Origin of the sequence: Elioraea rosea (genome assembly GCF_007644105.1) — a bacterium.
Lineage (GTDB): Bacteria > Pseudomonadota > Alphaproteobacteria > Acetobacterales > Acetobacteraceae > Elioraea_A > Elioraea_A rosea.
On the sequence record NZ_VFAC01000017.1, the window covers coordinates 68,145 to 87,291 of the forward strand.

Below are 19,147 nucleotides of genomic sequence, written 5' to 3' on the forward strand. Positions count from 1 at the left end.
GGGCCGCCCATGCCATAAGCCGCGCGATCCGACCCTGGAGCGAGGGAGACGCGCATGAACGCGCCCGCCACGCGCGCCGCTGCCACCGGCGCATTCGCCTACAGCCCGATGTATCCGCTTGGCGACAGCGCCACGCCCTGGAAGAAGCTCGACGTGGGCGGCGTCAAGGCGATCGAGGCGGCAGGCAGGCGGGTGCTCACGGTTGCTCCCGACGCGCTCACCGCGCTCGCCTCCCAGGCCTTCCGCGACACGAGCCACCTGCTGCGACCAGGCCACCTCGCCCAGCTCCGCGCCATCCTCGACGACCCCGAGGCCTCGGCGAACGACCGCTACGTCGCGCTCGAGTTCCTGAAGAACGCCAACATCGCCGCAGGCGGAATCCTGCCGATGTGCCAGGACACGGGCACCGCGCTCGTGTTCGGCAAGAAGGGCCAGCGCGTCTGGGTGGAGGGCAACGAGGAGGAGGCGCTCGCCCGCGGCGTGTTCCGCACCTTCACCGAGACCAACCTCCGCTACAGTCAGATGGCGCCTCTCTCGATGTTCGACGAGGTCAATACCGCCAACAATATGCCCGTGCAGTTCGACATCATGGCCGCACCGGGCGACGACCATGCCGACGAGATGCACCTGATGTTCGTCGCCAAAGGTGGAGGCAGCGCGAACAAGACCTTCCTGTTCCAGGAAACCCGCGCGATCCTGAACGAGAAGCGGCTCTACGAGTTCATCGAGACGAAGATGAAGTCGCTGGGCACCTCCGCCTGCCCGCCCTATCACCTCGCGATCGTGATCGGCGGCACCTCGGCCGAGCTCACGCTGAAAACCGTCAAGCTCGCCTCGACACGCTACCTCGACGCGCTGCCGAGCCACGGCTCGCTCGCAGGCCACGCCTTCCGTGACCTCGAGGCGGAGATGAAGGTGCTCGAGATCAGCCGCCGCCTCGGCATCGGCGCGCAGTTCGGCGGCAAGTATTTCTGCCATGACGTGCGGGTCATCCGCCTGCCGCGGCACGGCGCATCGCTCCCCGTCGGCATCGGCGTCTCCTGCTCGGCCGACCGGCAGATCCTCGGCAAGCTCACCCCCGAGGGCGTTTTCCTCGAGCAGCTCGAGACCGACCCCGCGAAGTACCTTCCCGAGACGACCGACGAGCATCTCGGCAATGACAGCGTGCACATCGACCTCACCAGGCCGATGAACGAGATCCGCACCGCGCTCTCCCGCCTTCCCGTGAAGACGCGGGTGATGCTCTCGGGCCCGATGGTGGTCGCGCGCGACATCGCGCACGCCAAGCTGAAGGAGCGGCTCGACGCCGGCCAGCCGCTGCCGGACTACATCAAGAACCACCCCGTGTACTACGCCGGCCCCGCCAAGACGCCGGAGGGCTACGCCACCGGGTCGTTCGGCCCGACCACGGCGGGGCGGATGGACAGCTACGTCGCCGAGTTCCAGAAGGCGGGCGGCTCGCTCGTGATGCTCGCCAAGGGCAACCGCTCGCGCGCTGTGCGGGAGAGCTGCCGGGACAATGGCGGGTTCTATCTCGGCTCCGTCGGCGGCCCGGCGGCGCGTCTCGCGAAGGACTGCATCACCAAGGTCGAAGTGCTCGAGTTCCCCGAGCTCGGCATGGAGGCCGTGTGGCGCATCGAGGTGAAGGACTTCCCGGCCTTCATCGTGGTCGACGACAAGGGCAACGATTTCTACGACGGGCTCGAGTGAGCGGACTGCGCACGCACAGGCTGGTCACGCTCTGGCTGCTGATCGTCACCTTCGCGATGGTGGCGAGCCATCCGCTCGAGCTCTGGGGCAAGCTTCGCCTCGATGGCCCGACCTGGCTTGCCGTGCAGCAGAACCTCTATGTCGCCTTCGCCCCCGTCGCGGCACTGGCCGAGCCGGGTGCGGCCCTCGCTGCGGGCTCGCTCGCGCTTCGCGAATGGCGGCGCGGCTGGGCCTGGCAGACTTCCGCCACCGCCGCGGCCCTCGTGGTGGCCGGGCTCGTCCTGTGGGCCCTCTTCACCGCGCCCGTGAACGCGGCGTTGAACGGCTGGACCGCGGCAACCCTGCCGCCGGACTGGACGGCCTGGCGCAGCCAGTGGGAAGCGAGCCATGCCGGTCATGCCCTGCTCATCGGCGCGGCCCTTGCCATCCTGCTGCTTTCCCTCGTACGGGACGGCGACCGACCGCGAAAGGACACGACGTGACGCGACGCCTCATCAGCTCCGGCTCCCGCTTCGAGGAGGAGATCGGCTACTCCCGCGCCGTCGTCGATGGCGACTACGTCTGGGTGTCCGGCACCACCGGCTATGACTACGCGACGATGACGATCGCCGACGACGTGGTCGCGCAGGCGGAGCAGTGCTTCGCCAACATCGCCGCGGCCCTGGCCCAGGCCGGCTGCACGCTCGATGATGTCGTCCGCGCCATGATCATCGTCCCCCGGCGCGAGGACTGGGCACCCTGCTGGCCGGTGATGAAGAAGCACTTCGCCAAGGCCCGCCCGACCTCGACGCTGATCCACGCCGCGCTGCAGACCGATGCGATGCGCATCGAGATCGAGGTGACGGCGAAGCTGCCGAAGAAGGGCTGAACCCGATGCGCTTCTCCGTCGACCGGCTGGACCATCTCGTCATCACCTGCAGCGACGTCGAGACGATGGCGAGCTGGTACCAGCGCGTGCTCGGCATGGAGCGCGAGGCCTTCGGCCCCTACAAGCGCACCTCGCTTCGCTTCGGCGGGCAGAAGATCAACCTCCGGCCGGAGGGCATCTCGCATGACGAATGGTTCTCCGGCATCGACGCCGCGCCTGGCACGCAGGACCTCTGCTTCGTCGTCGCGGTCGATGCGAAGGACGTGATCGCGCATCTCCATTCCTGCGGCGTCACGATCGAGCTCGGGCCGGTCGCCAAGCATGGCGCGCTCGGGCCGATCACCTCCGTCTACTGCCGCGACCCCGACGGCAACCTGATCGAGATCAGCTCCTATCTCGGCTGACCTGACCTCCCTCTCGGCCTACGACTATGCGCTGCCCGACCGGGCGATCGCGCAGGAGCCGGCGCGCCCGCGCGATTCCGCGCGGCTTCTGCATGTCCGAGGCGAGGGCTTGGGCGACCACCGCGTCTCCGACCTGCCAGCGCTTCTCGCACCGGGCGACCTTCTCGTGGTCAACGACACGCGCGTCATCCCCGCCCAGCTCGACGCACGCCGCGGCGCGGCATCGATCGGGCTGACGCTCGACCGCCCCCTCGGCGATGGCATCTGGGCGGCGCTTGCGCGGAATGCCAGGCGGCTGAAGCCTGGCGACACGCTCGCGCTGCCGCATGGGCTTGCCGCGACCGTCGTCGCCAACCACGGCGAAGGCGCGGTGGTGCTCCGCTTCGCAGGCGACCCGACGGCTGAGGCCACGCTCGCGCTGCCGCCCTATATCGCCCGCCCCCAAGGCCCGACGGAGGCCGATGCGTCCGACTACCAGACGATGTTCGCAGCCGAAGCCGGCGCGGTCGCCGCGCCGACGGCGGCGCTGCACTTCACGCCCCGGCTCCTCGATGCCCTCGCCGAAAGCGGCGTCGGCCTCGCGCGGCTGACGCTGCATGTCGGCGCCGGAACCTTCCTGCCGATCCGCACCGACGACATCACCGCCCACCACCTGCACGCCGAGCGCGGCGAGCTCGACGAGGAGGCGGCGACACGCATCGCCGAGGCGAAGGCGAAAGGCGGGCGCATCGTCGCGGTCGGCACCACAGCGCTCAGGCTGATCGAGACGGCCGCGCGTGAGACGGGCACCGTGCGGCCGTGGTCGGGCGAGACCGCGCTCTACATCACGCCGGGCTTCGCGTTCCGCGTGGCCGACCTCCTGATGACGAACTTCCACCTGCCGCGGACGAGCCTGATGGTGCTCGTCTCCGCCTTCGCGGGCCATGCGCGCATCATGTCGGCCTACGGGCACGCGCTGCGCTCGGGCTACCGCTTCGCGAGCTACGGCGACGCGACGCTGCTGGAACGCGACGCATGACGCTCTCCTTCACCCTTGCGGACACGGATGGCGCGGCCCGCGCCGGGGTCCTGCACACCGCGCACGGCGATGTCCCAACGCCGGTGTTCATGCCCGTGGGTACGGCCGGAACCGTGAAGGCGATGACGGCCGATGCGGTGCGAGCGACCGGCGCGCGCATGGTGCTCGGCAACACCTATCACCTGATGCTCCGCCCAGGAGAGCAGCGCATCGCCCGCCTCGGGGGGCTGCACAGGGTGATGGACTGGCACGGCCCGATCCTGACCGACAGCGGCGGCTTCCAGGTGATGTCGCTCAGCCAGCTGCGCACGATCGACCGCGACGGGGTGACGTTCCGCTCCCACATCGACGGCTCGCAGCATCGGCTGACACCGGCGCGCGCCGTCGCCATCCAGCACGCGCTCGGGGCGGACGTGACGATGGTGCTCGACGAGTGCACGCCTTTTCCGGCGACGGAGGAGCAGGCGGCAGCCTCGATGCGCCTCTCGATGGACTGGGCGCTGCGCGCGCGCGAGGCCTTCATCCCCCGAGAGGGCCATGGCCTCTTCGGGATCGTCCAGGGCGGGGTTTATCCGACGCTGCGCGGGGAGAGCGTCGCCGCGCTCACCGGCATCGGCTTCGAGGGCTATGCGGTGGGGGGCCTTGCCGTCGGCGAGGGGCAGGAGACGATGTTCTCGGTTCTCGACGCCACCGTGCCGCTCCTGCCGCGCGACCGGCCGCACTACCTGATGGGCGTCGGCACGCCGGCCGACATCCTCGGCGCCGTCGCGCGCGGCATCGACATGTTCGACTGCGTGATGCCGACGCGCGCGGGCCGTACCGCGCGGGCCTATACGCGCCACGGCCAGATGAACCTGCGCAACGCCCGCTTCGCGGATGATGCACGCCCGCTCGACCCCGAATGCGCGTGCCCGGCCTGCGCACGGCACAGCAGGGCCTATCTGCATCACCTGTTCAAGGCGGGCGAGATGCTCGGACCGATGCTGCTCACCTGGCACAACATCACCTATTATCAGGACCTGATGCGCGGCCTCCGCGAAGCGATCCTCGAGCACCGCCTCGCAGACCACACCGCCGCCCTGCACGCCGCCTGGACCGCAGGAGAGATGGAAGCGGAAGAGACATGACCGACACGCTCACCCAGCTCGGCCGGCAGACGCCGATGCCCGCGAGCCCGGACGAGGCGCTGCTCGAGCGCATCGCCAACCCGCATGCCGACACGGCCTACCTCGTGCGGTTCGTGGCACCCGAGTTCACCAGCCTCTGCCCGCTCACCGGCCAGCCGGACTTCGCGCATCTCGTGATCGACTACGTGCCGCGCGCCTGGATCGTAGAAAGCAAGTCGCTGAAGCTCTATCTCGGGAGCTTCCGCAACCACGGCGCCTTCCACGAGGACTGCACCATCGGCATCGGCAAGCGGCTCGTGAAGCTTCTCGATCCCGCCTGGCTGCGCATCGGCGGCTACTGGTATCCGCGCGGCGGCATCCCGATCGACGTGTTCTGGCAGACGGGCGCCCCCCCCGAGGGCGTCTGGGTGCCGGAACAGGGCGTCGCACCCTACCGTGGGCGCGGCTGAGGCCGACCCGCGGCCGAGGATCCGCGCCGAGGCGATACGCCTCGGCTTCGACGCCGTCGGCTTCACCGCGGCGACCCTGCCGCTGGAGGCACGCACGCGGCTCGAGGCATTCCTCGCCGCAGGCCACCACGGCACCATGGGCTGGATGGAAGCACGGCGTGACCAGCGGGCCGACCCACGCGCGCTCTGGCCCGAGGCGGTGAGCGTGATCAGCCTCGGCCTCTCCTACGCGCCGGAGGACGACCCGCTCGCCCCGCTCGCCGAGCCAAGGGTGGGGACGATCAGCGCCTATGCGCGCGGGCGGGACTATCACGACATCCTGAAGGGCCGGCTGAAGCATCTCGCGCAGTTCATCGCCCGGCGCTTCGGGGCAGGCGTGAAGGTGTTCGCGGACACGGCCCCGGTCATGGAGAAGCCGCTTGCGCAGGCCGCCGGGCTCGGCTGGCAGGGCAAGCACACGAACCTTGTCTCGCGTCGCCACGGGTCGTGGCTGTTCCTCGGCGAGGTGATGACGACGCTGGCGATCCCCCCGGAAGCGCCGCACGGCGACCACTGCGGAAGCTGCCGCCGCTGCCTCGACATCTGCCCGACCGACGCCTTCCCCGGGCCCTACAGGCTCGATGCCACGCGCTGCATCGCCTACTTGACCATCGAGCATGACGGGCCGATCCCCGAAGCCTTGCGGCCCGCGATGGGAAACCGCGTGTTCGGCTGCGACGACTGCCTCGCCGTCTGCCCCTGGAACCGGTTCGCCAGGGCGACGCAAGAGGCGAAGCTCGCCGCACGGGCCGACCTCCTCGCCCCGCCCTTGGCCGAGCTCGCCGCACTCGATGACGCAGGCTTCCGCGCCCGCTTCGCCGGCACGCCGATCAAGCGCAGCGGGCGGAAGCGGATGGCGCGCAACGTCGCCATCGCGATCGGCAACAGCGCCGATGCATCCCTCCGCCCCTCCGCTGCGTTGCTGGCAGGGGATGCCGACCCCGTGGTGGCCGAGGCGGGGGCATGGGCGCTCGCGAGGCTGGAAGGCAGGACGGAATGAGCGGAACGCGCACGGAAACCGACAGTCTCGGCACGGTCGAGATCGAGGAAGGCAGGCTCTGGGGGCCGCAGACGGAACGAGCGCGGCGGCTGTTCCGCATCGGCACGGAACGCTTCCCGCCGGTGCTGATCCGAGCGGTCGGCCTGCAGAAGCAGGCTGCGGCGGAGGCGAACCTCGCGCTCGGCGAGCTTCCCGAGGCGATCGCCCGGCCGATCATCACCGCCGCGGCCGATGTCGCCGCGAACGGCCTCGACGAGCATTTCCCGCTACCGGTGTGGCAGACCGGAAGCGGCACCCAGACGAACATGAACGCCAACGAGGTGATCGCCAACCGCGCCGCGCAGCTTCTCGGCCGCCCGCTCGCTTCCCGCGACCCGATCCACCCGAACGATCACGTCAATCGCGGCCAGTCCTCCAACGACAGTTTCCCCACCGTGATGCACGTCGCCGCCGCGATCGCGGTGACCGAACGGCTGATCCCTGCACTTCGGCACCTGCGCGACAGCCTTGCCGCCCGCGCCGAGGATTGGGCGTCGATCGTGAAGCTCGGGCGCACCCACATGATGGATGCGGTGCCGATGACGCTGGGTGGCGAGTTCGCCACGTTCTCGCACCAGGTCGAGAACGGCATCGCGCGGCTGCGCGATGCCCTGCCCCGCCTGTTCCTGCTGCCCCAGGGCGGCACGGCCATCGGTACCGGCCTCAACCGCCACGCGCGGTTCGACGAGGTGTTCTGCGAACGCATCGCCGCCCTTACAGCGCTGCCCTTCGAGCCCAACCCAGACAAGGCCGAGGGCATGGCCGCGCACGATGCCTTCGTGGAGCTTTCCGGCGCGCTGAACACGCTCGCGGTGTCGCTGATGAAGATCGGCAACGACATCCGGCTGCTCGGCTCCGGCCCGCGCGCGGGGCTCGCCGAGCTCGTCGTGCCGCCGGACGGGCTCTCCTCCTCCATCATGCCAGGCAAGACGAATCCGACACAGGCGGAGGCGCTGACGCAGGTGTGCGTTCAGGCGATGGGCAATGCGACGACCGTGACGATCGCGGCAAGCCATTCCCACCTCCAGCTCAACGTGTTCAAGCCGGTGATCATCCACGCCGTGCTGCAGTCGTGCACGCTGATCGCCGATGCGGCGGAAGGCTTTGCCGTCAACATGGTCGACAAGCTCGAGCCGAACCGCGAGCAGATCGCCCGCCACGTCGCGAACTCGCTGATGCTTGTGACCGCGCTCAACCCGCGCATCGGGTATGATCGCGCGGTCGCGATCGGCAAGCGTGCGCTGGCCGAAGGCATCACGCTGCGCGAGGCCGCAATCGCCTCCGGTCATGTCAGCGGCGAGCAGTTCGACGAATGGATCAGGCCCGAGCAGATGGTGGTGCCTGGAACGACGCTTCCGGGCGGCGGCGGATAGCATGGCGGGCCATCTCGAGAAGCGATCGCTCAGCCTCGCCGGGCACCGCACCTCCGTCGCGCTCGAGCCGGCGTTCTGGCGCGCTCTCGAGGAAGCGGCGGCACGCCAGGGGGTGAGCCTCGCGACGCTCGTGCGCAGCATCGACGCCTCGCGCGTCACCCCCGCCATGCCGCTCGCAAGCGCGCTCAGGCTGCACGCCCTCGAACTGCGACGAGGCTAAGTTTAGCGGTTGCGCGTGCGCGCGCGCTCGGCGAGGTGGCGGGCGGCGGCGGCGGTCTCGACCACGCGGCGCGGCTCGCCGATCGCGCCCGACGCACGCAGGCCGAGATCAGGCAGCGTCTCAGCCCCGCCGACGGGGGTGATCGAGATCGAGAGGCCGAGCGCCTGGGCGCGGAGGTCGATCTCGCCGGTCGCGGCGACGTTGCCCGACTGCGCGCGCAGCGAGCCTTCCGTCATCGTCACGATTCCCGTGTCGGCGCGGAGCAGAAGCGCCATCTGCTCGAATGCCGTCGCTCCGCCCGAGAGCGCGTCGCGGATGCGCGCCAGCGCCTCGGCGTCGGGAAGCGGCGCGCTCAGCGCCTCGGCCGCGGCGGCGATATCGAAGCCAGCAACCACGCCGGAGCTGGCCGTGACGCGCGCCTCGCCCGACAGCGTCGCGAGGAGCACGGCCGGGCTGAGCCCCTCGCCGCGCACGCTCGCCGTCACGCCGATGCTTCCCCCCGTCACGTCGAACGGCGTGCCGAACAGCGGCGCATCGAGAACCGCGTCGGTGAGAACCCAGTCGGCGGCGAAGGCGCCTTCGGGCCGCAGGCTCGCCGAGCCGGTGAGCGCCCCGCCCCGAAGCTGGCCGCGCAGCGCCGCGATGCGCACGGCGCCATCATCCACCTCGACGCGGGCATCGACCTCCGACAGACCGTTGCCGGCGCCGATCGGCACCGCCGCGGCGCGGAGCGCGAGCGTTCCCGTCCAGCCCCGGAGCGGGTCGAGCGAGACGGGCGCGGATTGCTCCCAGTCCACGCCAGGCAGGGGCAGCACTTCCGATTCGACAGCGAGACGGAACCGCCCCCCCGCCTCGGCCGGCGCGATCTCGCCTGACCCGCGCGCGCGCAGCCGCCCCGCCACCACCTCGGCGCTGCGAAGCGTGATGGTCCCTTCCGCGAGCGCGCCCTCGAGCACGACGGCGAGCGAGCCCGCACCGAGCCACGGCTCGGTGTCTGCCCAGCCGAGCGAGGCGAGGAGCCGTGGCGCGCCGGGATGGCGGAGCGCTACGCGGCCCGACGCGCCGGCGAAGCCGGCATCGGCAAGCCCGACCGCCTCCATGCGCGCATCGAGAAGCTCCGCGACCGCGTTGATCTCGAGCTGCTCGCCCGCCGCGCGCCCGGCGGCGCGCAGCGAGAACCCGCCCTGCCAGACGGGCGCTGCCGCGGCGAGGATTTCCGAGCGCGGGAACAGCAGCCCGAGGCGCGAGGCATCGGAGCCGGAGACGGCAAGATCGAAGCCGGTGATGCGCGCCGCCTCGCCCGTGTCGGCCGTGCCGGACAGCGTCAGCTGCCCGCCCGCGATGCCGGACGCGGTCAGACGACGGAGCGCAAGCTTGCCATCCGCGAGGGTGGCGTCGAGCCCGAGCTGCGAGACGCTCAGGCCCTGCACCGTCACCGCATCGGCCTCGAGCCGGAGATTGGCGTCGAATGCGGCGAGGCCGCTTGTGCCGAGCTGCGCTGTGTCGCCGCCGAACAGCGTGTCGAGGTCGAGCCGGGCAAGCCGAAGCCCCGCGCCCAACTGCATCCTCTGTCCTGGCGCACCGGCGGGGCGGATCACCACCCCGCCTTCGATGGCAACGCCGTCGAGCTGGCCGAACCCCTGCTCGACCTGCAGCACCCCGGGCTCCGCCGCAATGCGGGCCGACAGCATGAGAGAGCGGAGCGCATCGGGGCCCGCCCAGGCGGGATTCGCATCGAGCCAGGCGAGCAGGGCCCGAAGGTCCGGTGCCTCGAGCTCCATCAGCCCTTCGAAGCGCGGCCCACGCTCGACCACCGCGACCGCGCCGGCAAGCGCGAGCGCCGCGCCTCCCGGCAGGACGGCTGCGGCCTCGTTCACCGCCACCTGCTGGTCGGCGATCAGCAGCGAGGCGCGGACAGAGCGGAGCGTGCCGCCGCCGATCTCGGCCGCCTCGAAGGAGAGGTCGAGCCCGATGGGGAAGGGCGGGGCGGCGAGCGCGCCGCGCGAGGGCGCGATCCATGGGTCGAGAACGAAACGAACGCCCGCGAGCGCGACATCGACGCGCGGCTCGGGCTGGGTCGCGAACGACACCGCACCCGAGAGACGCGACTGGCCGAGCTGGAGCTGAAGCTGGTCGGCGCTGCCTGCCCCGCCCTCCACGGAGAGCCTCGCCTCTGCACGGAAGGGAAGCGGCGGCGCGGGAAGGAGCGCGGAGAGGTCAGGCCCCTCCGCCTCGATCTCGCCGGAGAACACGAAGCCGCCATGCAGCACGAGCCCGGAAGCGGCTACGCGCGCGCCGCGGCTGGCGAAGGCCGCCTCGAGCGTCGCCGCGCCATCGAGCCCGGCCCGCCCGAGGGTGAGCTGCGCCTCGACCGGAAGCGTGCCGAGCCCGAACGAGCCTGCGACCGTGTAGGGGCCGAGCGGCCCCTGCGCGGCGAGCCTCGCCGAGACATCGGCAAGCGTGACGCCGCCGACGATCACCGTGCCGCGCTCGAGCGTCACCCGCGTGCCGGCGAGGAAGGGCGCGGGGCGGATGCTCGCGGCCCAGAGCGGCACGGGAAGGTCGCGCACCATCAGGTGCGGCGCGACGAGGGTCAGTTCCGTGACCGCCACCTCGCCGATCAGCAGCCGACCGAGCGCGAGGGTCAGCCGCAGCTCCTCGGCAGAGCCGGTGAAGCTCTCGCCCTCCTCGCCGATCCTCACCCCGCGCGCGACGAGCCGCGGCGCGGGAAGGAGCGTCATCGCGAAGGGGCCCTCGATGCGGAACTCGCGGCCAAGCTGGGCGGAGGCGATCTGCTCGAGCGCGTCGCGATAGGCCGTCCAGTCGAGCCGCGGCGGCACGAGCCAGGCCGCGAGCACGGCGAGCGCGGCGACGAAGGCCGAGATCCAGGCCAGAGGACGAAGGAAGGCACCCACCGCTCCGACTTGCCAGACGGAGCCTTGGAGAACAAGCGGTTAAGGCGTCCCGTACCCCCCGCCGCCCGGCGTCTCGATCACGAACACGTCCCCCGGCTCGAGCTCGGCCTTGTCGGTGCCGGTCAGAACCTCGACGCGGCCATCGACGCGCTCGACGCGCTGCAGGCCGGCCGCACCGTCCTCGCCGCCTTCGAGGCCGAAGGGGGCGACGTTGCGGCGGCTCGCGAGGATCACGGCCGTCATCGGCGCGAGGAAGCGGATCCGGCGCACCGAGCCGTCACCGCCGCGCCACTTGCCCTTCCCGCCCGAGCCGCGACGGATGCCGAACTCTTCGAGCAGAACGGGATAGCGGAGCTCGAGAACCTCGGGGTCGGTCATGCGCGTGTTGGTCATGTGGGTCTGCACGGCCGAAGTGCCGTCGAAGCCGGGCCCCGCACCCGTGCCGCCACAGATCGTCTCGTAGTACTGGAACGCGCCGTCGCCGAAGGTGAAGTTGTTCATCGTCGCCTGGCTGCACGCGATTGCGCCGAGCGCGCCGAACAGCGCGTTGGTCACCGCCTGACTCACCTCCACGTTGCCCGCGACGACCGCCGCAGGCGGCCGGGGCGAGAGGAAGGAGCCGCCCGGCAGCACGATGGTGATCGGCTTCAGGCAGCCGTCGTTCAGCGGGATGTCGGTGCCGACGAGGCAGCGGAAGCAGTAGAGCACTGCCGCGCGCGTCACCGCCGGGGGGGCATTGAAGTTGTCGTTCCTCTGCGCGCCTGTGCCGGTGAAGTCGATCACCGCGCTCCGCGCCGCGCGGTCGACGCGGACGGCGACGCGGAGCGGCGAACCGTCATCCATCCGGTAGTCGAACGACCCGTCGCCGAGACGGCCGATGACGCGGCGGACGCTCTCCTCGGCATTGTCCTGCACGTGCTTCATGTAGCGGCGCACCGTGTCGAGCCCGAACTGGCCGACCATGCGGCGAAGCTCCTGCACTCCCTTCTCGTTCGCCGCCACCTGCGCCTTGATGTCGGCGATGTTCATTTCGGGGTTGCGCGCGGGCCAGGTCGCGCCGGTCAGCAGCGCGCGGAACTCGGCCTCGCGGAACTGCCCACCGTCGACGAGGAGCATGTTGTCGACGAGCACGCCCTCCTCCTCGAGCGTGCGCGACAGCGGCGGCATGGAGCCAGGCGTGATGCCGCCGACATCGGCGTGGTGGCCGCGCGAGCCGACGAAGAACAGGAGCTCGCGCCCCGCCTCGTCGAACACCGGCGTGATGACGGTGATGTCGGGCAGGTGCGTGCCGCCGTTGTAGGGATTGTTCAGGGCAACGACATCGCCCGGCTTCAGCGTGTCGCGCCGCGTCGCGAGCACGGTGCGCACGCTTTCCCCCATCGCGCCGAGATGGACCGGGATGTGCGGCGCGTTGGCGACGAGGTTGCCGCTCTCGTCGAAAACAGCGCAGGAGAAGTCGAGCCGCTCCTTGATGTTCACGCTCTGCGCGGTGTTCTGGAGCACGAGCCCGGTCTGCTCGGCGATCGACATGAAGAGGTTGTTGAAGAGCTCGAGCATCACGGGGTCGGCCCCCTCGCCCGTCTCGCCCGTGCCGATGGCGATGCGCGAAGGACGCGCCTCGGTACGGGTCAGCACGAGGTGGTTCGCCTCCGTCGCCCGCGCCTGCCAGCCAGGCTCGACCACCGTCGTCGCCGTCGCCTCGCGGATCAGGGCGGGGCCCTTGACGATGTCGCCCGCACGCAGCGCGTCGCGGTCGAACACAGGCGTCTCCCACGCCCGCCCGGCGGTGAACATCTCGACCGTGTCGATGGGCGCAAGCGTGCCGTCCGCCTCGGTGCGCGCGGGATGGCGCTCCTCCCGCACCGCTTCGCCAGGCGAGGTCGCCTCGACGGAGACCGCCTCGGCGACCAGGGCCCGCTCCGGGGTCGCGAAGCCGAAGCGCGCGCGATGCGCAGCGGTGAACGCGTCCCTCACCTCGGCATGCGCGCCGAAGGCGATGGGCAGCGTCGTGTCTGTTCCCTCGTAGCGGAGATGCAGCGTGCGGGTGACGGCGATGCGCCCCGCCTCCGCCCCTTGCGCGACAAGCGAGGCCGTCGCCTCGGCGGCGAGCGCATCGAGCCTGCCGGCAAGCTCGTCCATCGCCTCGCCCGAGAGCGGCAGCTCCGCCGCGGCCTCTCGCATCGCGCTCTGGTCGGCGAGGCCCATGCCGTAGGCGGACAGCACGCCGGCGAAGGGGTGGATGAACACCGTTCCCATGCCGAGCTCGTCGGCCACCAGGCAGGCGTGCTGGCCCGCTGCGCCGCCGAAGCATTGCAGGGCGAAACGCGCAGGGTCATGCCCCTTGGCGATCGAGACCTGCTTGATCGCGTTCGCCATGTTGGCGACTGCGATGCGCAGGAACCCCTCCGCCACCTCGCGCGGGTCGCGCAACTTCGTGCCGGTGTCGCGCGCGATGCGGGCGGAAAGGGCGAGGAAGCACTCGCGCACGATCGAGGCATCGAGCGGCAGGTCGCCACCCGGGCCGAAGATCGAGGGGAAATGCGCGGGCTGGATCTTGCCGACGCAGACATTGGCGTCGGTCACGGTCAGCGGCCCGCCGCGGCGATAGCAGGCAGGCCCCGGCGCAGCACCTGCGCTGTCGGGGCCGACGCGATAGCGCGAGCCGTCGAAATGCAGGATCGAGCCGCCGCCGGCAGCGACGGTGTTGATCGCCATCATCGGCGCGCGGATGCGGACGCCCGCGACCAGCGTCTCGAAGCTCCTCTCGAACGCGCCGTCATAGAGCGCGACGTCTGTCGAGGTGCCGCCCATGTCGAAGCCGATGATGCGCTCGAAGCCGCCGAGCCCGGCGGTCCGCGCCGCGCCGACGATGCCGCCCGCCGGCCCCGAGAGGATCGCGTCCTTGCCCTGGAAGGCGCCGGCCTCGGCAAGCCCGCCATTCGACTGCATGAAGTAGAGCCGCGTGTCGCCGAGCTCTCCCGCCACCTGCTCGACGTAGCGCCGGAGGATCGGCGAGAGATAGGCGTCTGCCACCGTGGTGTCGCCGCGGCCGACCCACTTGATCAGCGGGCTCACCTCATGGCTCGCGCTCACCTGGCCGAAGCCCATCTCGCGCGCAAGTGCCGCAACCCGCCGCTCGTGCCCGGGATTCTTCCAGGCATGCATCAGAACGATCGCCACCGCGCGGATGCCGTCATCGAGCGCGGCCTCGAGCGCCGCGCGGGTGGCGTCGAGGTCGAGCGGCTCGCGCTCGGAGCCGTCGACCATCAGGCGGCCGGGAATCTCCGCGACGCGCTCGTAGAGCATCTCGGGAAGCGTGATCGCGAGGTCGAACAGCCGCGGCCGCGTCTGCCAGCCGATGCGCAGCGTGTCCGCGAAGCCGTGGTTGACGAGAAGCAGCGTGCGCTCGCCCTTGCGCTCGAGAAGCGCGTTGGTCGCGACGGTGGTGCCCATCTTCACGGCCTCGACGAGGCCTGTCGGGATCGGAGCGTCGCGCTCTAGCCCGAGCACGGCGCGGATGCCGGCCACCGCCGCGTCGCGGTAGCGCTCCGGGTTCTCGCTGAGCAGCTTGTGGGTGGTCAGCGCACCGTCGGGGGCGCGGGCGACGATGTCGGTGAAGGTGCCGCCGCGATCGACCCAGAACTGCCAGCCCGCCTGTTGCACGGCCTTCTGCATACGTTCGTCTCGCCCCGTTGCCTCGCGCCGCGTGCGCGTATGCGCGGCCCCACCCGGCGTGGTAGCGTTCGCGCACGACGACGGCAAGGCAGGGGCATGCCGGCCGGATTTGAGGGGTTTGCTGGAACGGCCTGATGAGCGTGTGGGGGAAGATCCTCGGCGGTGTCGCCGGGTTCGCGATGGGCGGCCCGATGGGCGCGGTGCTTGGCGCAGCCCTCGGCCATGCGGCGGACCAGAAGGGCGGCCCAGGCGTGACGGGCGCGAGCCCGGCCGACCTGCTCGGCCCGCCAGACCCGCTGCGCATGACCGAGATCGCGGCGATGATGGGAAGCCGCGACACGGTCTTTTCTATCGCCGTCGTCGTGCTCGCAGCCAAGCTCGCCAAGGCGGACGGGCCGGTGAAGCGGGCGGAGATCGACGCGTTCAAGCGGCTGTTCCGCTTCGCGCCCGAGAACGCGAAGGACATTGCCAAGCTCTGGGACGGCGCGCGCGACAGCGCCTCCGGCTACGAGCCCTTCGCCGACAAGCTCGCCGAGGCCTTCGCCGACAACCGCACCGTGCTCGAGGAGGTGCTCGCGAGCCTGTTCGCCGTCGCGCGGTCGGACGGGCCCCTGAACGTCGCGGAAGAGAAGTTCCTCGCCGATGTGCGGCGCCGCTTCGCGCTGAACGAACGGGCCTGGGAGAATGCTCGGTCGGGCAACACCGCGCGTGCCGAGCCGCAGGGGCCCGACCCCTACGAGGTGCTCGGCGTCTCGCGCTCGGCCTCCGATGCAGAGATCCGCGCCGCCTGGCGCCAGCTCATGCGCGAGAACCACCCCGACACGCTCGCCGCCCGCGGGGTTCCGCCGCACTTCATCGAGCATGCCACGCGGCGCGTCACCGAGTTCAATGCCGCCTGGAACCGCATCAAGAAGGAACGAGGACTCTGAGCCTCGCGGTTTTCGATGCGCCGAGCCCGAACCACGATGCGCGGCCCGAAGGTGGCGCGGTCGACACGCTCGTCCTCCACTACACCGGCATGCAGACGGGAGAGGCAGCGATCGCGCGGCTTCGCGACCCGGCGGCCAAGGTGTCGAGCCACTACGTTGTCGAGGAGGACGGGCGCGTCTTCGCGCTCGTGCCGGAGGCGCGCCGTGCCTGGCATGCCGGGCTGTCCTGGTGGCGGGGGCATCTGTCGCTGAACGACCGGTCGATCGGCATCGAGATCGTCAACCCGGGCCATGAGTGGGGCTATCGCGACTTCCCGCCCGCCCAGATCGAGGCGGTGATCGCGCTCTGCGGCGGCATTCTCGGCCGGCACCCGATCCCCGCCCGCAACGTCGTCGCGCACAGCGACATCGCGCCCGAACGCAAGGATGACCCCGGCGAACGCTTCCCCTGGGAGCGGCTCGCCGAAGCCGGCATCGGCCTCTGGCCAGGCCAGGCGCCGGAGGAGGCGCGCGCGCTCCCCCCGATCATGATCGGCGAGGATGGCCCCGGCGTCCGCGCGCTCCGCCAGACGCTGCGCCGCATCGGCTACCGCGTGGTGCCGGAAGGTGCGCATGACCGCACGCTTGCGGTGACCGTCACCGCCTTCCAGAGGCACTGGGCGCAGCACCGGACCGATGGCGTGGCCGACGGAGAGACGCGCTGGCGTGCCGGCCGCGTTCTGGGCCTCGCAGAGGGGCGGGTGCGCGGAGCTTGACGCGACGGCCGCCACGGCCCCATGTCACGCCCGGGTCAGGCGGCTGGACGGCCGCGCTCCGCACCCTTCCGCAAGGAAGGCAGGGCCCGAAAGGGCGCGGGGTGAGGAAAGTCCGGGCTCCACGGGAACACGGTGCCGGGTAACGCCCGGCGGGGGCAACCCCAGGGACAGTGCCACAGAGAACAGACCGCCATCACGCCGCCGGGGTTCGCCCTGTCGGCCTGCTGGCAAGGGTGAAACGGTGCGGCAAGAGCGCACCGCGCGCGCCGGCAACGGCCGCGGCACGGCAAACCCCACCGGGAGCAAGACCGAATAGGGGCGGACCGTGGAAGCCGGGAGACCGGCAGGCCACAGGCGCGTTCCCGCGCTTTCCGCCCGGGTAGGTCGCGTCAGGCGTCCGGCGACGGACGTCGCAGAGGAATGGCCGTCCAGGGGCCGCGAGGCCCTGGACAGAACCCGGCTTACAGGCCGCCTGACCCGTCTTTCGCATGCGAGGAGCGCCGCGGCACTCGTGCCGCTCAAGCAACGACATTGTGGAACAAAACGTGAATATTGTACGTCGCCAGTCCTGACCGCCGGTTGTGCCGCCGGAACCGCTCGCGGGCGCCTGCGCCCACGTATTGACGGGCTGTTTCCATTTGTAACCCATGGATACCCGTGTTATCCCATAACCAACCATGAGCCGCGGCGTCGGGACGCCCTCGTCCCACCCATCGTGGCACGGCGTGGCGGGGCGTTAGGCGGCGCCGCGCTTGGCGGTGGAGCGAGCAGTGGAGGCCGTGTCGGAGCCTGGATGACCCAGTTCTACGACACCTATACGAACAGGCTGGACAAGAAGGGCCGCGTCTCGGTCCCTGCCCCCTTCCGCGCGGCGCTCGAGCGGATGAATGCCGGCGACCTGATCCTCTCGCCGAACCACAAGCGCCCCTGCATAGACGCGAGGCCCGACCTCGTGTTCCGCCAGATCGCCTCCGCCCTCGACACGCTCGACGTGTTCTCCGACGACCATGACGACCTCGCCGCCACGCTGTTCGCCCGCTCCACCTCCGCAATGCCCGACGGCGAAGGGCGGATCATGCTTCCCGAGCGGCTGATCGCCCATGCCGGGCTGTCCGACCTCGTCTCCTTCGTCGGCATGGGGAACAGCTTCCAGCTCTGGCGCCCCGATGCCGGGGACGAGTTCGTCGCCGATGCACGCACCCGCTCGCTCGAGCGGCGGCTCACCGTGCCGCGCGGCCGCGCCGGAGGCCCGGCATGAGCGGAGGGCATCTCCCGGCGATGCTCGCCGAGGTGCTCGCCTATCTCGCGCCACGCGAGGGCCGCACCTATCTCGACGCGACCTTCGGCGGCGGCGGCTACACCCGCGCCATCCTCGAGGCCGCGCCCTGCACCGTGTTCGCGCTCGACCGCGACCCCGATGCGATCGCCCGCGGCGCGAGCCTCGCCGCGCGCCACCCGGGCAGGCTGCACCTCATCGAGGGCCGGTTCGGCGACATGGTGTCGCTGCTCGAGGCCGAAGGCGTCACGGCGCTCGACGGCGTCGTGTTCGATCTCGGCGTCTCCTCCTTCCAGCTCGACGAGGCGGGGCGCGGGTTCTCCTTCCGCGCGGAAGGCCCGCTCGACATGCGCATGGGCCGGGCCGGCCCGACGGCGGCCGATCTCGTGAACACGCTCGAGGAGCGCCCGCTCGCGGAGCTGCTTCTCGAGTTCGGCGAGGAGCGGCACGCACGCCGCGTCGCCCGCGCCATCCTGCGCGCCCGCGCCGAAGCGCCGATCGAGACGACCGCGCGGCTCGCCGCCATCGTGCGCTCCGCCGTGCCGCCCGCGCGCGACGGAATCGACCCCGCGACGCGCAGCTTTCAGGGGCTTCGCATCGCGGTGAACGACGAGCTCGGCGAGCTCACGCGCGGGCTCGAGGCGGCGCTGTCGCTTCTCTCCCCGGCCGGGCGTCTCGTTGCCGTGTCGTTCCATTCGCTCGAGGACCGGATCGTGAAGCGCCGGCTCGCTGAGGTGTCCGGCCGAGCCGGAAACCCCTCGCGGCACGACCCCGCGGCGCTCGCAGCAGCGCCCTCGCGGCCAGGTTTCCGGCTCCTCACGCCGCGCGCGGTGATGCCGTCGGAGGCGGAAATAGGGGCCAACCCACGCGCACGCTCGGCAAGGCTGCGTGCGGCAGAGCGCCTCGCGGAGGCCGCCTGATGCTGCGCCTCGCAACCCTGTTCTGGCTTGCGCTCGCCGTCGCCGTCGGGCTGCTTCTCTACAACGTCAAGCATGAGGTGCAGGGGCTGGAGCAGCATCTGGCGCGAACCAACCGCGCCATCGCCGCGACGCATGAGCGCATCCATGTGCTGCATGCGGAATGGTCGCTGCTGAACGAGCCTGACAGGCTTCGTGCGCTCGCGACGCGGCATCTCGACCTCGTGCCGGTTCGCCCCGCCCAGCTCGTGCAGCCGCAGGTGATCGCGGCCCTTCCCGAGGCCCAGCCGCATGGCACGACGGCGCTGGCGGAGGCCACGCCGCCGCCGGCCGCCGCCGCGGCCCCGCCGGCCCAGCCTGCCTCCACACCGCGCGTCGCGGAGGAGAAGCCAGCCCGAATCGCCCCGCGCCGCGAGGAGCCGCTGCCGCCGCC

17 protein-coding genes and 1 other RNA gene are annotated in these 19,147 nt (G+C 71.2%); 16 read left to right on the forward strand and 2 right to left on the reverse strand.

Annotated elements, in window-relative coordinates; all coding sequences use genetic code 11:
• Positions 1-54: 54 nt before the first annotated feature.
• The 10 genes from FIF60_RS12175 to FIF60_RS12220 are packed head-to-tail and all read left to right on the forward strand — an operon-like array spanning position 55 to position 8,247.
• A complete protein-coding gene (locus tag FIF60_RS12175) occupies positions 55-1,710 on the forward strand; it encodes a fumarate hydratase (RefSeq protein WP_144186357.1) in 1,656 nt (551 codons plus the stop codon).
• Positions 1,707-2,192, forward strand: coding sequence for a hypothetical protein (locus FIF60_RS12180; RefSeq protein ID WP_144186358.1), 486 nt, complete (start codon positions 1,707-1,709; stop codon positions 2,190-2,192). Before FIF60_RS12175 ends, FIF60_RS12180 begins: the two co-directional genes overlap by 4 nt.
• A complete protein-coding gene (locus FIF60_RS12185) occupies positions 2,189-2,578 on the forward strand; it encodes a RidA family protein (RefSeq protein WP_144186359.1) in 390 nt (129 codons plus the stop codon). Before FIF60_RS12180 ends, FIF60_RS12185 begins: the two co-directional genes overlap by 4 nt.
• A 5-nt stretch (positions 2,579-2,583) precedes the next feature.
• Positions 2,584-2,982, forward strand: coding sequence for a VOC family protein (locus tag FIF60_RS12190; RefSeq protein WP_144186360.1), 399 nt, complete (start codon positions 2,584-2,586; stop codon positions 2,980-2,982).
• 1 nt (position 2,983) lies between these two features.
• Entirely contained in the window at positions 2,984-4,000 is a 1,017-nt protein-coding gene (gene queA / locus FIF60_RS12195; protein ID WP_144186361.1) for a tRNA preQ1(34) S-adenosylmethionine ribosyltransferase-isomerase QueA, read from the forward strand.
• Positions 3,997-5,127, forward strand: coding sequence for a tRNA guanosine(34) transglycosylase Tgt (tgt, locus tag FIF60_RS12200; protein WP_144186362.1), 1,131 nt, complete (start codon positions 3,997-3,999; stop codon positions 5,125-5,127). Before queA ends, tgt begins: the two co-directional genes overlap by 4 nt.
• Positions 5,124-5,576: a preQ(1) synthase gene (gene queF / locus FIF60_RS12205; RefSeq protein WP_144186363.1), complete on the forward strand. Its 453-nt coding sequence runs from the start codon at positions 5,124-5,126 to the stop codon at positions 5,574-5,576. Before tgt ends, queF begins: the two co-directional genes overlap by 4 nt.
• Positions 5,563-6,615, forward strand: a complete 1,053-nt coding sequence (gene queG / locus FIF60_RS12210; RefSeq protein WP_144186364.1) for a tRNA epoxyqueuosine(34) reductase QueG — start codon at positions 5,563-5,565, stop codon at positions 6,613-6,615. The genes queF and queG overlap by 14 nt, the downstream gene beginning before the upstream one ends.
• On the forward strand, positions 6,612-8,027 hold the full coding sequence (locus FIF60_RS12215; RefSeq protein WP_144186365.1) for a class II fumarate hydratase: 1,416 nt from the start codon (positions 6,612-6,614) through the stop codon (positions 8,025-8,027). Before queG ends, FIF60_RS12215 begins: the two co-directional genes overlap by 4 nt.
• A gap of 1 nt (position 8,028) precedes the next feature.
• Positions 8,029-8,247 carry a ribbon-helix-helix domain-containing protein gene (locus FIF60_RS12220; RefSeq protein WP_144186366.1) on the forward strand — a complete coding sequence of 73 codons (219 nt, stop codon included), beginning with the start codon at positions 8,029-8,031 and terminating at the stop codon, positions 8,245-8,247.
• 2 nt (positions 8,248-8,249) lie between these two features.
• Here the strand turns inward: FIF60_RS12220 and FIF60_RS12225 are convergent, their stop codons facing one another.
• Positions 8,250-11,162, reverse strand: a complete 2,913-nt coding sequence (locus FIF60_RS12225) for an AsmA family protein (RefSeq protein WP_144186367.1) — start codon at positions 11,160-11,162, stop codon at positions 8,250-8,252.
• Between the two features lie 39 nt (positions 11,163-11,201).
• On the reverse strand, positions 11,202-14,837 hold the full coding sequence (locus FIF60_RS12230; RefSeq protein WP_144186368.1) for a hydantoinase B/oxoprolinase family protein: 3,636 nt from the start codon (positions 14,835-14,837) through the stop codon (positions 11,202-11,204).
• Positions 14,838-14,971: 134 nt separating this feature from the next.
• On the opposite strand from FIF60_RS12230, the gene FIF60_RS12235 reads away from it, so the two are divergent.
• The 6 genes from FIF60_RS12235 to ftsL all read left to right on the forward strand — a co-directional run.
• The gene (locus FIF60_RS12235; protein WP_144186369.1) at positions 14,972-15,766 is read left to right on the forward strand and encodes a TerB family tellurite resistance protein; all 795 of its coding nucleotides are present in this window, start codon (positions 14,972-14,974) and stop codon (positions 15,764-15,766) included.
• Positions 15,763-16,521, forward strand: a complete 759-nt coding sequence (locus FIF60_RS12240; RefSeq protein ID WP_144186375.1) for an N-acetylmuramoyl-L-alanine amidase — start codon at positions 15,763-15,765, stop codon at positions 16,519-16,521. Before FIF60_RS12235 ends, FIF60_RS12240 begins: the two co-directional genes overlap by 4 nt.
• A 35-nt stretch (positions 16,522-16,556) precedes the next feature.
• An RNA gene (gene rnpB / locus FIF60_RS12245) (RNase P RNA component class A) lies at positions 16,557-17,001 on the forward strand.
• 313 nt (positions 17,002-17,314) lie between these two features.
• Positions 17,315-17,779 carry a division/cell wall cluster transcriptional repressor MraZ gene (locus FIF60_RS12250; RefSeq protein ID WP_144186370.1) on the forward strand — a complete coding sequence of 155 codons (465 nt, stop codon included), beginning with the start codon at positions 17,315-17,317 and terminating at the stop codon, positions 17,777-17,779.
• Complete coding sequence (rsmH, locus tag FIF60_RS12255) at positions 17,776-18,717, forward strand: 16S rRNA (cytosine(1402)-N(4))-methyltransferase RsmH (RefSeq protein ID WP_144186371.1); 942 nt, start codon at positions 17,776-17,778, stop codon at positions 18,715-18,717. The genes FIF60_RS12250 and rsmH overlap by 4 nt, the downstream gene beginning before the upstream one ends.
• A partial coding sequence (gene ftsL, locus FIF60_RS12260) for a cell division protein FtsL (RefSeq protein WP_456305149.1) occupies positions 18,717-19,147 on the forward strand: 431 nt, incomplete at its 3' end. The genes rsmH and ftsL, both read left to right, overlap by 1 nt.

What these genes read in the sequence shown, in the direction of transcription:
- FIF60_RS12175 (WP_144186357.1), top strand. Translation starts at nt 55, where the DNA reads ATGAACGCGCCCGCCACGCGCGCCGCTGCCACCGGCGCATTCGCCTAC.
- FIF60_RS12190 (WP_144186360.1), top strand. Translation starts at nt 2,584, where the DNA reads ATGCGCTTCTCCGTCGACCGGCTGGACCATCTCGTCATCACCTGCAGC.
- tgt (WP_144186362.1), top strand. Translation starts at nt 3,997, where the DNA reads ATGACGCTCTCCTTCACCCTTGCGGACACGGATGGCGCGGCCCGCGCC.
- queF (WP_144186363.1), top strand. Translation starts at nt 5,124, where the DNA reads ATGACCGACACGCTCACCCAGCTCGGCCGGCAGACGCCGATGCCCGCG.
- FIF60_RS12215 (WP_144186365.1), top strand. Translation starts at nt 6,612, where the DNA reads ATGAGCGGAACGCGCACGGAAACCGACAGTCTCGGCACGGTCGAGATC.
- FIF60_RS12220 (WP_144186366.1), top strand. Translation starts at nt 8,029, where the DNA reads ATGGCGGGCCATCTCGAGAAGCGATCGCTCAGCCTCGCCGGGCACCGC.
- FIF60_RS12230 (WP_144186368.1), bottom strand. Translation starts at nt 14,837, where the DNA reads ATGCAGAAGGCCGTGCAACAGGCGGGCTGGCAGTTCTGGGTCGATCGC.
- FIF60_RS12235 (WP_144186369.1), top strand. Translation starts at nt 14,972, where the DNA reads ATGAGCGTGTGGGGGAAGATCCTCGGCGGTGTCGCCGGGTTCGCGATG.
- FIF60_RS12250 (WP_144186370.1), top strand. Translation starts at nt 17,315, where the DNA reads ATGACCCAGTTCTACGACACCTATACGAACAGGCTGGACAAGAAGGGC.
- rsmH (WP_144186371.1), top strand. Translation starts at nt 17,776, where the DNA reads ATGAGCGGAGGGCATCTCCCGGCGATGCTCGCCGAGGTGCTCGCCTAT.